Genomic DNA, 15,415 nt, shown 5'->3' with positions numbered 1-15,415 from the left:
CCTGAACTGAACGGGATGGAAACATTAACCCCATGAGAGCCCGGGTACTGGTGGTCGACGACGACCCCGCGCTCGCCGAGATGCTCGGCATCGTCCTGCGTAGCGAGGGATTCATGCCGTCCTTCGTGGCGGACGGGGAACGCGCGCTGGCGGCGTTCCGCGATAATCGTCCCGATATCGTCCTGCTTGACCTCATGTTGCCCGGAATGAGCGGCATCGACGTTGCGCGGGCGATCCGAGCCGAGTCCGGCGTACCGATCGTGATGCTGACCGCCAAGAGCGACACCGTCGACGTGGTGCTCGGCCTGGAGTCCGGGGCCGACGACTACGTGGTGAAGCCGTTCAAGCCCAAGGAGCTGGTGGCCCGGATGCGGGCCCGGTTGCGCCGGGGCGAGGACGCCGCGCCGGAGCTGCTCACCATCGGCCCGCCCGGCAACCAGATCGCCATCGACGTGCCGGCGCACACCGTCAGCCGCAACGGCGAGGAGGTGAAGCTGACCCCGCTGGAGTTCGATCTGCTGGTGGCGCTGGCCCGCAAGCCGCGCCAGGTCTTCACCCGTGAGGTTCTGCTGGAGCAGGTCTGGGGCTACCGGCACGCGGCCGACACCCGACTGGTGAACGTGCACGTACAACGCCTGCGCGCCAAGATCGAGCCGGATCCGGAGCGACCTGAAATCATCCTCACCGTGCGGGGCGTGGGCTACAAGGCGGGTACCGGATAGCCTGGGTCGCACTGTGACCGCCGCCCCGATTCCGGATCCCGACACCACGTCCCGCCGCCCCGGCGCGGGGCGGGAGTTGTGGCGTCGGCTCAGCGGTCGGGCCGCCCGCGTGTTCGCCGGCCTGCACCACGCCTGGCGACGCTCGCTGCAGGTGCGGGTGGTCACCATCACACTTGTGGTGTCGAGCCTGCTGGTGGGCGGTTTCGCCTACCTGATCGCCGGCAAGATCACCAGCATTCTGCTGGACAACGCCAAGACCGACGTGCGGCTTCGGCTGACCAGCGGAGCGGAGTACGCGGCCAAGCAGTTCAGCCTCTACAGCCAGCCGCAGGAGGCCCAGCTCCAGGAGACCATCGACGGCACGGTCAACTACCTGGCCGGCGGCGACCCGCAGCAGACCAGCGGCGTGGTGGTGGCGCTGACCGCGGACGGCGTCGGTGGCATGATCCTGCCGCGCAGTTCGCCCGCGGTGGACTTCCGGCCGTTGATCAGCCCCGAGCTGCGGGCGGCGGTGGCCGGCGGCAACGTGGCCAACCAGATCCAGACCGGTCGGCTCACCGGCGATCGGGACACCAAGTACCTGGTCTACGGCTCGCCGGTACCGACCCGCTTCGGTCAGGTGGAGCTCTACTACTTCGTACCGCTGACGTTGCAGGATTCGACGGCCAGTCAGGCGCGGACCACGGTGCTGGTCACCGGTCTCGCCCTGGTGCTGCTGCTCGGCCTGCTCGCGGCGCTGGTGACCCGGCTGGTGGTGACGCCGGTACGGGTGGCGGCCCGCACCGCCCAGCGGCTCTCCGCCGGCCTGCTCGATCAGCGGATGGCGGTCAACGGCGAGGACGACCTGGCCCTGCTCGCCGCCTCCTTCAACCAGATGGCCACCAACCTGCAACGGCAGATCCTGCGGCTGGAGGAGATGTCGCGCCTGCAGCGGCGGTTCACCTCGGACGTCTCGCACGAGCTGCGTACCCCGCTGACCACGGTACGGATGGCCGCCGATTTGATCTTCGCCGAGCGGGACGGGTTCGAGCCGTCGGTGGCGCGCAGCGCCGAGTTGCTGCAAGCCGAGCTGGACCGTTTCGAGGAGTTGCTGACTGACCTGCTGGAGATCAGCCGGTTCGACGCCGGTTTCGCGGTCCTCGACGCCGAGCCGACCGACCTGGTGCCGGTGGTGCACCGGGTGGTGGACCGCCTCTCCGGCCTGGCCGAACGGGTCGGCGTGGAGATCGAACTGGACCTGCCGGCGACCCCGGTGATCGCCGAGATCGACCCGCGCCGGGTGGAGCGGGTGCTGCGCAACCTGGTCGGCAACGCGGTGGAGCACGGCGAGGGGCGGCCGGTGCGCATCACCCTGGGGATGGACGACACCGCCGTCGCGGTCACCGTCCGCGATCATGGCGTCGGGCTCAAGCCCGGCGAGGAGAAGTTGGTCTTCAACCGGTTCTGGCGGGCCGATCCGTCCCGGGCCCGGCAGACCGGCGGCACCGGGCTGGGCCTGTCGATCAGCCTGGAGGACGCCCGGCTGCACGGTGGCTGGCTGGAGGCGTGGGGTGCGCCGGGGCAGGGCGCACAGTTCCGGCTCACCCTGCCGGCGCGGGCCGGCGACCGGTTGATCACCTCGCCGCTGCGGCTGGTGCCGGCGGACGCGGCCGTGTCGTTCGGCGCGACGTCGACCGAGAGTCAGCTGGCCATCGGTCCGGGACCGGACGGCGCACTCACGGTCGGACCGGCGAAGTCGGTCCCTGAGCAGCGCGCGGAGGTGGCTTCGTGAGGCGACGACTGCTCAGCGGCGCGCTCGGCGCGACGCTGGTGCTGGCCGGCGCGGTCGGTTGCGGCATCCCCGACCGGTCGGAGGTGCAGACCGAGCAGCGAGGACCCGCGGCGGAGGCAAGTTGGTCGCTGGGCCGGGGCAGCGAACCGCCGGCACGAGAAGCCAGCGGCAGCGACGCCGAGGCCTTCGTCCGCAACTTCCTGGCCGCCGCGGCCGGCGAGCCGGATCGGGCGTACGACCGGGTCAAGCAGTACATCGCGGTGGCGGAGCGCGGCGGCCTGCAGGTGAAGCAGGGCAGCGAGGTGGCGCTGTCGGTGGTACGCCTCACCGACGACCCGGTGATCGAGCCGGACGTCGACAGCATGAAGGTCACCATCAGCGTGCAGCAGGTCGGCCTGCTGCGGGCCAACGGCATGCTGGTGCCGCCCCTGGCCACCGAGACGACGTACGAGTTCCGCCTGATCAACGCCGGTCCGGCGGGTCAGGACGACGCCGGGTTCTACGTCAGCGGCCCACCGAACGTGTTGCTGCTCAGCGACGAGGCGCTGCGCCTGTACTACCAGGCCGAATCCATCTACTTCTGGAACTCCGAACGGACCCGGCTGGTGCCCGACCAGCGGTACCTCTCCTCGGCGGTGCCCGCCGAGCGGCGGGTGAGCGAGGTGGTCCGTTGGCTGACCGCAGGCCCGTCGGACTGGCTGCGGGTCGGCGTCTCCGGGCTGCCCGACCGCACCGAGATGATCAACAACGCCACCGGCTCGGACGGCCGGTGGGAGGTCAACCTCGACATGCCCGGCGCCGACGACGTCCGGTTGGAGCAGTTCGCCACCCAGCTGGCCTGGTCGCTGCTGGAGCTGGACGGCATCCTGGAAATCAAGATCCTGAACCAGTCCCGGAAGCTGGTCGACCTGGGCGAACAGCGGGCGTCGAATCAGCTGTACCGGCTCGACGACAGCAGCGCCCGACGGTTCTGCGTCTACGAGGGCGCGATCCACGCGCTCGCCGTGGCCAACGAGCCGATCGGCCGGGTTCCGGTGGCGGCCGACGCGAACCACGACGTGCTCTCCGCCGGGCTGCGCCGCGCCGGCAGCGACGTGCTGGCCGCCCTGGTGGTGAGCGAGGATGCCGGGCAGCGGCTGCGGGTCGGCCGGGGCCGGGACGTGGTGGAGACCTTCATGACAGGGCCGGCGCACACCGTCATCGGTCGGCCGGTCTGGCTGCGTACCGACAGTGATCAGCCGGCCGGCCTGGTGGTCGCCGACGGCGAGCTGTACCGCTTCGACGACCGGGGGGCCATGCGCCCGGTGCAGCTCGGCCTGCCGGGCCGCGTCGACGCGGTGGCGGCCTCGCTGGACGGGCACCGGATCGCCCTGATCGTCGACGGTGCGCTGCACGTGGCCGCGATCAGTTGGGAGGGCGGGGTGCCCACCATCGGCCCGGCCCGACGCCTGGCGACCTCACTGAACCGACTGACCGCGGTCGACTGGTGGGCGGAGAGCCGCCTACTGGTGGCCGGGGCCGCCGGTCGACCCGCGATCTACGACATCAGCGTCGACGGGGCGCTGGAGACCCGGCTGCGTGACGACGCCGGTGCCGAGGTCACCCACCTGGCCGCCCACCCGGCCACCCCGACCTCGCCGCTCGCCGCCACGTTCATGTACGAGGCCAACGGCGTGACCTACCGCAACAACCCGTTCGAGCGGATCGTGCGCGAACAGGTCCAGGACGTCACGGCGCCGCCGACCGGGGTCCGCCCGGGCAATCCCACCGCCCCCGTCTTCCTCTACTGAGTCGACCGTGCTGCGCGGGCTGTGGGCGGATCTGGCCGACCTGGCCCTGCCCACCGAATGCGCCGGCTGCCGGCAGCGCCGACCCGGGCTGCGGCACGGCGTCTGCCCGGACTGCGTGACCGCGCTTCAGGCGCTTCGCCCCGGGGAGGTCCGACCGGTGCCGGCGCCGGTGGGGTTGCCGCCCTGTCACGCGCTCGGCAGCTACGGCGGGCCGCTGCGGGAGACCCTGCTCGCGTACAAGGAACATGGCCGACACGGTCTGGCCCGACCGCTGGGCGCGCTGCTCGCCGAGGTCGTGGCCGATGCGGTCGGCTCGGCCCGACCGCTGGTGCTGGTGCCGGTGCCGGACACCCCGGCGGCGGCCCGGGCCCGCTTCGGCGACCACCTCGGCCGGCTCGCCCGGCACTGCGCCCGTCGGCTCGACGCGGCGGGCTGGCCGGTACGCGTGGACCGGCCGGTACGCGCGCTGCCCCGGCCGGACTCGGTCACCCTGGACAGCGCCGGTCGGGCGGCGACGGCGCTGGCCGCCTTCCGGGTACGGCCGGACGCCGGCCCGGTGCCGCCCGGCACGACAGTGGTCCTGCTGGACGACATCGTCACCACCGGGTCGACACTTGCCGCGATCAGTCAATTGCTGGCCGTACAAGGAATGTCGCCGTCGGTGGCGGCGGTGCTGGCCGCCACCGAAAAAAGGCACCAACGGTGACGGATTGTGTTTCCAATTCACTCCTTCGTGTGTGATCTTTGCAAAATTCCGGCCGTTGTCGAGGGCTGGGGATGACGAGCGGGCAAACAAGAGTTAGCGTTTGCTTGTCGAGGGTAGGAGGTCAGCCACCTACCCCCGGCGGTGAGAGGAGGCGTAGCCGTATTGACCGGTCGACGCCGAGCGGGGCCCCTCCCCGGACGCGCGACCGGAGTTTTCGGAGCAAAGACCGTCCGAGCAAGGAGGTCACGGTGGACATCGTGGTCAAGGGCCGTAACGTCGAAGTGCCGGATCATTACCGGGTGCACGTAGCAGAAAAACTGGCGAAGATCGAACGTTACGACCACAAGCTGATTCGTGCCGAGGTGGAGCTTTTCCACGAGCGCAATCCGCGCCAGGCCGACCACTGCCAGCGAGTGGAAATCACCTGCTTCTCCCGGGGCCCGGTGATCCGGGCCGAGGCCTGCACGAGCGACTTCTACAGCGCCCTGGACGCCGCGATCGCCAAGCTCGACGCCCGACTCCGCCGCGCCGCCGACCGGCGTCGGGTGCACCGCGGCCGGCACGCGCCGCTGTCGGTCGCCGCCGCCACCGCCGGCCTGCCGGTAACCGACCTCCCCTCCGCCGCCCTGGGCGCACCGGCCAGCGCTGCCACCGCGGTCGCCGAACGCGCCGAGGAGGACGAGTACGACGACCAGCCGTGGCACATCGCCCGGGAGAAGGTGCACCCGGCCGAGCCGATGACCGTCGATGACGCGCTGTTCCAGATGGAACTCGTCGGCCACGACTTCTATCTGTTCCAGGACAAGGAATCGGGTCGTCCGAGCGTGGTCTACCGACGGCACGCCTACGACTACGGCATCATCTCGCTGGACATCTGACCGGCGTCGGTGCGGGCCGGCGGCAGCGCCCCGGCCCGCACCGCTCCGTCCGCGGTCAGTCCCGCAGTTCGCCGGGGAGCAGCCCGTACACGGTCGAGTCGCCCCGGCTGCCCTCCGCGCCGGGAAGCCGGGCGCGCAACAGTCCCTCGTAGCGGAAGCCGGCCCGTTCCAGCACCCGCCGGGAGGCCTGGTTCTCCGGGAGGGTGCCGGCCCACAACCGGGCCAGACCGACCTGCTCGAAGCCCCACCTGGCGAGCAGCCGCACCGCGCGGGTGGCGAAGCCGCGTCCCCGCCACTGCGGGAACAGGCTGTAGCCGAGCATCCCCTGCCCGCCGGGCTGGTCGTGCAGCAACATGCAGGTTCCGGCCACCGACCCCGAGGCCGCGTCGAGGATGGTCATCGACGCGACCGTACCGACCAGCCACTGGTGCGCCGCACCGACGCTGCGCCGGACGATCTCCTCGCGAGCCGGCGGACCCGGTGGTACCCGGCTGGCCACCACGTCCGGGCTGCTGTTCAGGCGGTACATCTCGTCGGTGTCCTCGGGCCCGAGCGGCCGCAGCACGATCACCCCGTCGGTGAGTCGCCCACCGGGCAGGTCGGGCAGCAGCCGGGGGTACGGTCCGGGCGGATCGTCGGCCAGCCGTACCCAGACGGCCAGGTCCCGTCGGCCTCCATCGCGCGCCCGGCCACCACCTCGACGTATCCCCTCGGGTCGGAAACCGGTGGCCAACGCGACCCGCTGGCTGGCCACGTTCTCGACCTGGGCGAGCAACTCCAGCCTTTCGATGCCGTCGGTGAAGGCGCGCTCGGCCAGCGCCCGGGTGGCCGCCGTTGCCACCCCACGTCCCCGCGCGTCCGGATGCACCCAGTAGCCGATCTCGGCCTGCCGTCGCGGTGGCATCGCGTGGCTCAGCCCGATGGTGCCGAGCAGCCGGTCGGTGGCCGGATCGGCGACGGCGTACGCGGCCCCACCGGCGGCGAACGCCGCGGGAGCACCCTCGGTGATCCACCACCGGGCGTCGGCCTCGGTGTACGGGCTGGGCAGGCCGTCGAGAAACCGCTGGGTCAGCGGGTCGGCACAGCCGGCGACGACATCGGCCTCGTCGGCCGGACGGAACGGCCGCAGGCGTACGCCGTGGGCTTCGATCGTCTCGGGCGTCACACCGTCACCTGGCCCGCTGCCGGCCAGCTGCTGGTACCTGCGCTGGTCCGTGCCGCGCTGCTCAGCGGGACCAGGTCCTCGGCCAGCAGCGCGCCGACCCAGGCGTCGGCCCGGGTGCCGCGGTGGTTCAGCGCAGCCCGGGCGGTGCCCTCCATGGCGAAGCCGACCTTTTCGGCGACCCGGCGGGAGGCGACGTTGCCGACCTTGGCCCACCACTCGATGCGGGCCAGCCCGAGCGTGGCGAAGCCCCAGGTGGTGAGCGCCGCCAGCGCCGCCGTCTGGTAGCCGCGACCCCGGGCGTGCGGCGCGGTCATGAAGCCGACGGTCGCCAGCAGCGGGTCGCCGGAGGACAGCCGCAGGTCGATCGAGCCGGCGTAGCGGTCCTGCTCGTCGGCGATCACGAAGCAGGTGGCGGTGCCGCCGGCCCAGCAGTCCTCGCAGTGGGCCAGGAAGGACACGGCCGCCGACCGGTCGTAGGCCTCCGGGACGGTGGTCCACCGCAGGGTGTCCGGATCTTGGCAGGTGATCACCAACGCGTCGAGGTCGCGGTCCTCCAGCGGACGCAGGCGCAGCTCGCGTCGCGATGTGCTGGCGAAGAGGGTGGGCTGGGCCCGGCCGAAGACGGCGGCTCGGCGAGCCTCCAGGGAGCCTGGGCCGGCCGGACCGACCTCGCCGGGTGCCGGCACCTCACCGGGCAGCAGCGAGCCGACCCATTCGTAGCTGCCGGGTGCCGGGTCGGCGGCGCGCAGCCGACCCTCGATCCGGAAGCCGCTGCGCAGGGCGACCAGCCGGGCGGCGTGGTTGCCCGCGCGGGACGTCCAGAGCAGCCGGCGCAGGTCCAGTTCCGCGAAGGACCACCGGGCGAGGGCGCGGACGGCGCGGACCGCCACCCCCTGACCGCGCGCCCACGGGGCGGTCCAGTAGCCGATCTCGCTGAGCTGCCGGCTCCGGTCGATTCGCTGCAGATCAGCGGCACCGAGGAGTCGACCGGTGGCGGCGTCACAGACCGCGAAGGCGGCTGCCGTGGCCTCCGCCCACTGGCGCATGCGGCCCGCGATGAACCGTTGCGCATCCTGCGGCCGGTAGGGTCGGGGAAAGTCGATCCAGCGCTGGATCTCCGGATCCTGGCCGGCGCGATGCAGGTCGTCGGCGTCGGTCGGCCGCCACGGCCGGAGCGTCAGTCCGGCCTCGGTGATCTCCACGGGCTCCATTCGACCCATCGTGCCGGATCGTTCGCCCACGGCGTAACGGGTAAACCGGGCGCGTAGCCTGGAGCGTCGGACGTTATGTCGGTTTCGCGATGGCCGAGGGCCGCCACCAGTGACCATTGGCCCGATGAAACGCCTACGATGGTTCGAGACTGTCTAGGGGAGCGTTGATCCGTGTCGATTCTGGAAAAGGTCCTTCGCGCGGGCGAGGGGCGCATGGTGCGCCGGCTGAAGGCGATCGCCGCCGCCGTCAACTCGATCGAGGACGACTACGTCAACCTCACCGACGAAGAGCTGAGCGGCATGACCGAGCAGTTCAGGGAACGGCTCGCCGAAGGCGAGACCCTGGACGACCTGCTGCCCGAGGCGTTCGCGGTCTGCCGGGAGGCAGCGGCGCGGGTGCTCGGTCAGCGACCGTACGACGTCCAGGTGATGGGCGGCGCGGCGCTGCACTTCGGCAACATCGCCGAGATGAAGACCGGTGAGGGTAAGACGCTGACCTCGGTCATGCCGGTCTACCTCAACGCGCTGTCCGGCAAGGGCGTGCACGTGGTCACCGTCAACGACTACCTGGCCCAGCGTGACGCGGCCTGGATGGGTCGGGTGCACCAGTTCCTCGGCCTGACCGTCGGTGTGGTGCTGCCCAACCGGCCCGCCACCGAGCACCGCGCGGCGTACGAGTGCGACATCACCTACGGCACCAACAACGAGTTCGGCTTCGACTACCTGCGCGACAACATGGCCTGGTCGAAGGACGAGCTGGTCCAGCGCGGCCACAACTTCGCCGTGGTCGACGAGGTCGACTCCATCCTGATCGACGAGGCCCGGACCCCGCTGATCATCTCCGGTCCGGCCGAGCACTCCGCCCGCTGGTACGGCGAGTTCGCCGCCGTGGTGGCCCGCCTGCAGGCCGGCAAGGACGGCGAGGGCGACTACGAGGTCGACTACGCCAAGCGCACCATCGCGGTCACCGAGCGCGGCGTGGCCAAGGTCGAGGACCGCCTCGGCATCGACAACCTCTACGAGTCGGTGAACACTCCGCTGGTCGGCTACCTGAACAACGCCATCAAGGCCAAGGAGCTGTACAAGCGCGACAAGGACTACATCGTCAGCGACGGCGAGGTCCTGATCGTCGACGAGTTCACCGGCCGCATCCTGCACGGGCGCCGCTACAACGAGGGCATGCACCAGGCGATCGAGGCCAAGGAGGGGGTGGAGATCAAGCAGGAGAACCAGACCCTGGCCACCATCACCCTGCAGAACTACTTCCGCCTCTACGACAAGCTCTCCGGCATGACCGGTACCGCCCAGACCGAGGCGGGCGAGTTCAACAAGGTCTACAAGGTCGGCGTGGTGACCATCCCGACCCACCGGCCGATGGTCCGGCAGGACCGGGCCGACGTCATCTACAAGACCGAGAAGGCCAAGTTCAACGCGGTCATCGAGGACATCGCCGAGCGCCACCAGGCCGGGCAGCCGGTGCTGGTCGGCACCGTCTCGGTGGAGAACTCCGAGATCCTCTCCCAGCTGCTGCGCCGCCGGGGCATCCCGCACTCGGTGCTGAACGCGAAGTTCCACGCCCGCGAGGCGGAGATCGTCGCGCAGGCCGGCCGTAAGGGCGCGGTCACCGTCGCCACCAACATGGCCGGTCGAGGCACCGACATCCTGCTCGGCGGCAACGCCGAGTTCCTCGCCGCCAGCGAGCTGCGTCAGCGCGGACTCGACCCGGTGGAGAACGCCGAAGAGTACGACAAGGCGATGGAAGAGGTCCTGCCGAAGTGGAAGCAGGCCTGCGAGGCCGAGGCCGAGGAAGTGGCCGCCGCCGGTGGGCTCTACGTGCTGGGCACCGAGCGGCACGAGTCCCGGCGGATCGACAACCAGCTGCGCGGTCGGTCCGGCCGGCAGGGTGACCCGGGCGAGTCGCGCTTCTACCTGTCGCTTCAGGACGAGCTGATGAAGCGGTTCCGCTCCGGTGCGGTCGAGGCGGTCATGGAGCGCTTCAACATCCCGGAGGACGTGCCCATCGAGTCGAAGATGGTCACCCGCCAGATCAAGAGCGCGCAGGCCCAGATCGAGGGGCAGAACGCCGAGATCCGCAAGAACGTCCTCAAGTACGACGAGGTCATGAACCAGCAGCGCCAGGTGATCTACGCCGAGCGGCTGCGCGTACTCAACGGCGAGGACCTCTCCGAGCAGGTCCGCAACATGATCGACGACGTGATCGAGGCGTACGTCCAGGGCGCCACGTCGGAGAACTACGCCGAGGAGTGGGATCTCGAGCAGCTCTGGGCCAGCCTCAAGCAGCTCTACCCGGTGGGCATCACCATCGAGGAGATGGAGGAGGAGGCCGGCGGTTCCCGGGCCGGCATCGACGCCGACTTCCTCATCTCCCGACTGCGGGCGGACGCGCACGCCGCGTACGACCGTCGTGAGGAGCAGCTCGGTGCCGAGGGCACCCGGCAGCTGGAGCGGATGGTCCTGCTCCAGGTCATCGACCGCAAGTGGCGTGAACACCTCTACGAGATGGACTACCTCCAGGAGGGCATCACGCTGCGGGCGTACGCCCAGCGTGACCCGGTGGTGGAATACCAGCGCGAGGGTTTCGCCATGTTCGCCACCATGATGGAAGGCATCAAGGAGGAGACGGTCGGCTTCCTCTACAACCTCGAGGTGCAGGTCAACGAGCCGGAGCCCGAGGAAGAGGAAGTCCAGCTGCTGGACAAGCCGGTGGAGATCCGGGCCAAGGGCCTCGGCCGTGCACCGCAGCAGCAGGGCCTTCAGTACTCCGCCCCCACCATCGACGGTGAGGCCGGCGCCGGTGCGGTCGCCGTGCAGCGCGACGACCAGCGCGCCCCGGCGCTCGGCATCGGTGGCCCGGAGCCCGACGCACCGGCAGCCCCCGGCCGCACCGCCCCGGCCGCGCCGCAGCGTCAGGCCAATGGCCTGCGCGGTGCCGGAGTGGCATCCAGCACGGCCCGCCAGACGGCGGCCAACGGGCAGGCCGCAGCCAGCAACGGCCCGTCCCGTAACGCACCGTGCCCCTGCGGCTCCGGGCGTAAGTACAAGCGCTGCCACGGTGCCCCCGGTGGCACCTCGGCCAGCTGACTGAGCACCCCCGAAGCCCCGGCCACCGCTGACGCGGTGTCCGGGGCTTCGACATTCCCCCTGCCCTGCGTCGCCCTTCCCCCGCTGGCGTTCCCGTGGCCCCCTGCTCTGTGCCCTCCCTACACTGCGTCCTCCGCGCCGCGCCCCTTCGCGTCGTGCCCCTTCGCGTCGTGCCCTCCGCGTCGCCTTCGCGTTGCGCTCGGGGGTGCTGGTGCTGGTGCTGGAGCGGGGTGGCGGGGGCAAGATCCTGCTCGATGTGGGATCGAGTGGTCTCGGAGCGGCGAGGTGACCACTCGATCCAGGATCGAGCGCGATCTTGAAGAACATGCGTGGGTGGTGGTGACGTCGGCCCGGACGGGCCACCAGATCGGGGTCGGCTTGCGGGATGAGGCGGGTGGCGACGCAGGGCTGTGGTCGATCCGGGGGTTGGTCAGCGGGGTAGGTATTCGCGTTGACCCCACGCTGTCCTCTCCACGCTGGCTCTTGCGCTGGCTCTTCGCGTTGCGCTTCGCGTTGCGCTTCGCGTTGCGCTTCGCGTTGGCTCTTGCGCTGGTCCTCCGCGCTGGCTCTACGCGCTGGCCCTTGCGCTGGTCCTCCGCGCTGCCTTCGCGTTGCGCTCCGCGCTGGCCCTTGCGCTGATCCTCCGCGTTGGCCCTCCGCGCCGTCTTCGCGTTGCGCTCGGGGGAGCTGGTGCGGGTTGGCAGGGCAAGATCCTGCTCGATGTGGGATCGAGTGGTCTCGGAGCGGCGAGGTGACCACTCCATCCAGGATCGAGCGCGATCTTGAAGATGCTGTGGGTGCGGCAGCTGGGCCGCCCCAGGGTCCCGATGTTGAGGTTGGCCTGGGCGGATGGTCGGTGATCGCGGCTGGGTGCGGGGTGAGCAGGGTGACGATGCGGGGCTGAGGTCGGGCTTGGTCAGTGGGTAAGCATGCAAAATCGGGATGGGCTGCCGAGGGTGCCAGTGCGCGGGTTACGGGGGCGTCGGGGTGTCAGAGGACGCGTAGGTCGGTGCAGAGCCAGGTGCCGCGCCGGTGCTCCAGACGTAGTGCCATGGCCCAGTTGGTGTCGACGACGCCGGTGAGGACGGCGGCGGCCTCGATGGCGGCGGGGTGGAGTTCGCAGACGCGCAGGCGGCGGAGCCGGAGAGTGGGGCGGGGGGTACGGCGGCGCGTCGGGACAGCGCGGGCGGTGGCGCGAGCCAGCTCGGGCAGCAGTTGGGCGCTGCGTGTGGGGTCCAGTTGACGGCGAAGTTGCACCGGCGGCCGGAAGCCGTTGAAGACCTCGATGCAGTTTGCCACGAAGCGGTAGGCGACCCGGGTGGCCGACGGGGTGGCGGTGGCCAGGGCGCCGGGTGGTAGCTGCCGGACCGGGTCATGGCCGGGGCGTACGGGGACCGGGCGGGCGGTGACCCGCGGGTGGGGTGGGCGCTCCGAGGCATGCCGAGCGGATCGCTGGTGGGCGGAGAAGAGGTCGAGGGCGAGTTGGCCGTCGCCCGGTTCGGGCCATCCGGCGCTCTCGTCGACGAAGGGCGGGTCGTACGCGGGTGCCGGCCGCAACCGCACGGGCGGGTGGCTCGGCCCGGGTCGCCGGGGATCGATCATCGCCCTGGCCCTCTCGTTCGATCCGGTTGTTCCCTACGTTTGCCTTCGTTTGCTTTCGATAGACCTCATTCTGTGGCACGGCAGAGCCGTCGGTCAATGCCTTCGGGGTGGTGCGACTACTCGGGTTCGCGCTCGGTCAGCGGATTTCCGCGTACCCACTCGGCGGTTTCCGCGTACTTCTGCTGGATGTACTCCTCCAGCCGGGCGCGCTCGACGCGCCACTGGCCCCGACCGCCGATCTTGATCGCAGGCAGCTCGCCGCTGCGCACCATGTGGTAGACCTGCGAATCCGACACGTTCAGCTCGGCGGCCACGTCGGACAGGAGCAGGAACCTGGGCTCCACGTGAACTCCCCGGGTTGGCGTCGTTTGCCTCAGTTTGCCATCGAGGGACGACAGGGTCTGCGGTCGAGGGGTGACATCGTAAGCAGGCGCGGAGCGTGCCACCGGTGGGTGCCGCGTCGGACACACCGGCCGCCCCGAGCTTTCACCACGGTGGCGGGGGGTGTATGACGTTCAGGGTGAGCGTGCGCCCGGGGCGGCGCAGTCGCCGACCGGAGCAGAGCAGGGGAGACCGACCGTGACCGACCAGCTTGTCCGGGTGTACCTGTCGGCGACCGTACCGATGCTGACCAGGCTGCCCGAGCACGGCCTTGCCGCGACCCAGGCGCACGCGGTGACCCCGATGCTGCGCGAGTGGTACGCGGAGGGCGACGAGGAGGAGTTGGAGTACGTCGCCTTCACCCGGGCCGCGCAGGACGCCCTGCAACTGCTCCATCATGATCCTGCGGCACCGCGTCGGCGGGTGGTGGTCTCGGCGGATCTGCCCGCGTCGGTGCTCGGCCGGGGTGACGGTGAGCTGGGTTCGAGCGTGGTGGAGCTGCGTCAGGTGGTAGCGGTCAACGCCGTGGCGGCCCTGCACGTCGACGGCGTCGACGCCGTACCGGATGTCACCGCCGCCGCGAAGGTGGTGGTGGAGGCGCTGGCCGGCGACCCGGACGCGCAGTTCACCGTCGATGGTGTCGAGGACCACGAGCTGGAGTGGTACGACCCCAGCGAGCTGGACCTGCTGCTGCGCGACGCCGCCGACCAGGGGTGACCCGCGCGCTCAGCGCGCTGCGCCGGCCTCGGCGGGTTCGGGGTCGGTCTCCGGGGCCGGGGACAGCGTACGGCCGAAGATGATCATGGCGGTGAGGGCGCCCACGAACAGCACCCAGATCCCGTTGTCCACCCGCGAGGTGCCCAGCGAGGTCTGCGCCACCGCGTCCGCCTCGCTCAGCGCGGCGGCCAGGTCGATCAGGGAACGCCCGCCGACCCGGATGATCACCTCGGCGAGCAGCAGCAGGAGCCCAGGGCCGGCCCCGGCGACCAGGTACGCCGGCCAGCGCAGGGCGGTGACGGTGCTGTCGCGGCGGGCGGCTCGCCGCCGGGCCCAGGTGAGATAGCCGAAGGCCAGCAGGCCGGCGAGGAGTCCGGCGAGCAGCGATTCGGTACGCGAGACCCAGGTGGCCGCACTGACCAGCGACTGCTGGCTGTCGCCCGCGCCGAACAGGTTGAACAGGGGATCCCGGGCGACGCTGAAGCCCACGACGAAGAGCAGCGTGCCGAGCGCGGCGGAGACGACGGCGCCGATCACCGCCCCGTTGCGCGCACCGGCCAACGCGCCGCCGATGACGGCCGCGGCGGCGGTCGTACCGGCGATCGTGCGGGTAGTGGTGTTGCCGTCGTAGCTGAGCTCGATGGCCAGGGCGGCGGCGAGCCCGACCAGCAGGCCGACGCCGACCGCCACCGCGAAGCGCAGGGTGGCCCGATCGCCCCGGCGGGTGACCGGCTCGCTGACCGCCAGGCCCACCGCGGCACCGGCCACCAGGGCGGCCGAGATCACGCCGGGCAGGGCGAACGCGGACAGGCTGATCGCGGTGACGCCGGCGGTGGCCGACTGGATCGCCTCCCGGGTGGACCAGAGCATGGCGGCCAGCCAGCCGGTCGCCAGCAGCGCCAACCCGAGGGTGCCCGGCGCGCGCGGCGGTGGGGCGGAGCCGTCCGCGGCGTCGCTGAGCAGCTCGACGGACCCGTCGGCGTCCTGGGTCGGGGCGGGATCCGGCCCGTCGGCAGCCACCTCGTCGGTGGTCTGCGGCCGGTCGGGTTGCGCGGCGGTCGGCCCACCGGGCTGGTTGCTCATCGTTTCCCCTTCGCCGCCCGGACCTGGCGATCCGGCCCGGGCACGTCACCGGCAATCCAGCGTACGCGGCCCGGCGGAGGAGGAGCCTGAGCCCCGCGCGTCGCCGAAATGATCTATGTTCCTTCGGTTTGCATGGCCCTCAAGGTACGAATCTCTGCCTGGCTCCTCCGGTTGCCTCCGGATCCACGGTCGTCCAACGGCCAGGGGGTGATCGGTCGAAGCTGGTCGTGGGAAGATTGGCGCGCGGTCCCGCCACCCTTGGGGCCGGTTTCGCCACCGTCGTCGAG

The 15,415-nt window shown here is 71.1% G+C and carries 13 protein-coding genes; 8 read left to right on the top strand and 5 right to left on the bottom strand.

Annotation, left to right across the window (positions count from 1 at the left end; genetic code table 11):
- Window positions 1–32: 32 nt before the first annotated feature.
- The 5 genes from mtrA (at window position 33) to hpf (ending at window position 5,867) form a co-directional block, all read left to right on the top strand.
- Window positions 33–722, top strand: coding sequence for an MtrAB system response regulator MtrA (gene mtrA / locus JMF97_RS03615; RefSeq protein WP_013731734.1), 690 nt, complete (start codon window positions 33–35; stop codon window positions 720–722).
- A 13-nt stretch (window positions 723–735) separates the two neighbouring features.
- On the top strand, window positions 736–2,493 hold the full coding sequence (mtrB, locus tag JMF97_RS03610) for an MtrAB system histidine kinase MtrB (protein WP_203220192.1): 1,758 nt from the start codon (window positions 736–738) through the stop codon (window positions 2,491–2,493).
- Window positions 2,490–4,283 carry an LpqB family beta-propeller domain-containing protein gene (locus JMF97_RS03605; protein ID WP_203220191.1) on the top strand — a complete coding sequence of 598 codons (1,794 nt, stop codon included), beginning with the start codon at window positions 2,490–2,492 and terminating at the stop codon, window positions 4,281–4,283. The genes mtrB and JMF97_RS03605 overlap by 4 nt, the downstream gene beginning before the upstream one ends.
- A 10-nt stretch (window positions 4,284–4,293) precedes the next feature.
- The gene (locus tag JMF97_RS03600) at window positions 4,294–4,989 is read left to right on the top strand and encodes a ComF family protein (RefSeq protein WP_238358739.1); all 696 of its coding nucleotides are present in this window, start codon (window positions 4,294–4,296) and stop codon (window positions 4,987–4,989) included.
- 248 nt (window positions 4,990–5,237) lie between these two features.
- On the top strand, window positions 5,238–5,867 hold the full coding sequence (gene hpf, locus JMF97_RS03595) for a ribosome hibernation-promoting factor, HPF/YfiA family (protein WP_013731738.1): 630 nt from the start codon (window positions 5,238–5,240) through the stop codon (window positions 5,865–5,867).
- Between the two features lie 55 nt (window positions 5,868–5,922).
- On the opposite strand, the gene JMF97_RS03590 is transcribed toward hpf, so the two are convergent.
- Both JMF97_RS03590 and JMF97_RS03585 read right to left on the bottom strand, forming a co-directional pair.
- Window positions 5,923–7,032 carry a GNAT family N-acetyltransferase gene (locus tag JMF97_RS03590; RefSeq protein ID WP_203220189.1) on the bottom strand — a complete coding sequence of 370 codons (1,110 nt, stop codon included), beginning with the start codon at window positions 7,030–7,032 and terminating at the stop codon, window positions 5,923–5,925.
- Window positions 7,029–8,243, bottom strand: coding sequence for a GNAT family N-acetyltransferase (locus JMF97_RS03585; protein WP_203220188.1), 1,215 nt, complete (start codon window positions 8,241–8,243; stop codon window positions 7,029–7,031). Before JMF97_RS03585 ends, JMF97_RS03590 begins: the two co-directional genes overlap by 4 nt.
- Before the next feature lie 171 nt (window positions 8,244–8,414).
- Here JMF97_RS03585 and secA point away from each other — a divergent pair, with 171 nt between their 5' ends.
- Both secA and JMF97_RS03575 read left to right on the top strand, forming a co-directional pair.
- Complete coding sequence (gene secA, locus JMF97_RS03580) at window positions 8,415–11,345, top strand: preprotein translocase subunit SecA (protein ID WP_203220187.1); 2,931 nt, start codon at window positions 8,415–8,417, stop codon at window positions 11,343–11,345.
- 285 nt (window positions 11,346–11,630) lie between these two features.
- Complete coding sequence (locus JMF97_RS03575) at window positions 11,631–11,984, top strand: hypothetical protein (RefSeq protein WP_203220186.1); 354 nt, start codon at window positions 11,631–11,633, stop codon at window positions 11,982–11,984.
- A gap of 351 nt (window positions 11,985–12,335) precedes the next feature.
- Here JMF97_RS03575 and JMF97_RS03570 read toward each other — a convergent pair whose 3' ends face one another.
- A complete protein-coding gene (locus tag JMF97_RS03570; RefSeq protein WP_203220185.1) occupies window positions 12,336–12,947 on the bottom strand; it encodes an Rv3235 family protein in 612 nt (203 codons plus the stop codon).
- A 116-nt stretch (window positions 12,948–13,063) separates the two neighbouring features.
- Entirely contained in the window at window positions 13,064–13,291 is a 228-nt protein-coding gene (locus tag JMF97_RS03565) for a helix-turn-helix transcriptional regulator (RefSeq protein ID WP_102658219.1), read from the bottom strand.
- A 235-nt stretch (window positions 13,292–13,526) separates the two neighbouring features.
- Here JMF97_RS03565 and JMF97_RS03560 point away from each other — a divergent pair, with 235 nt between their 5' ends.
- Window positions 13,527–14,045: a DUF6912 family protein gene (locus JMF97_RS03560; protein WP_203220184.1), complete on the top strand. Its 519-nt coding sequence runs from the start codon at window positions 13,527–13,529 to the stop codon at window positions 14,043–14,045.
- 9 nt (window positions 14,046–14,054) lie between these two features.
- Here JMF97_RS03560 and JMF97_RS03555 read toward each other — a convergent pair whose 3' ends face one another.
- A complete protein-coding gene (locus JMF97_RS03555) occupies window positions 14,055–15,128 on the bottom strand; it encodes a hypothetical protein (protein WP_203220183.1) in 1,074 nt (357 codons plus the stop codon).
- Between the last annotated feature and the right edge of the window lie 287 nt (window positions 15,129–15,415).

Origin of the sequence: Micromonospora fiedleri (assembly GCF_016774385.1) — a bacterium.
Taxonomy (GTDB): domain Bacteria; phylum Actinomycetota; class Actinomycetes; order Mycobacteriales; family Micromonosporaceae; genus Micromonospora; species Micromonospora gifhornensis.
Note: the sequence above shows the minus strand (reverse complement) of the source record. Positions and strands in the feature narration are given on the sequence as shown.

Bases quoted from the DNA above. Each gene is read 5' to 3' on its own strand.
- JMF97_RS03555 (WP_203220183.1), bottom strand. From the start codon at position 15,128: ATGAGCAACCAGCCCGGTGGGCCGACCGCCGCGCAACCCGACCGGCCG.
- mtrA (WP_013731734.1), top strand. From the start codon at position 33: ATGAGAGCCCGGGTACTGGTGGTCGACGACGACCCCGCGCTCGCCGAG.
- JMF97_RS03585 (WP_203220188.1), bottom strand. From the start codon at position 8,243: ATGGAGCCCGTGGAGATCACCGAGGCCGGACTGACGCTCCGGCCGTGG.
- JMF97_RS03570 (WP_203220185.1), bottom strand. From the start codon at position 12,947: ATGATCGATCCCCGGCGACCCGGGCCGAGCCACCCGCCCGTGCGGTTG.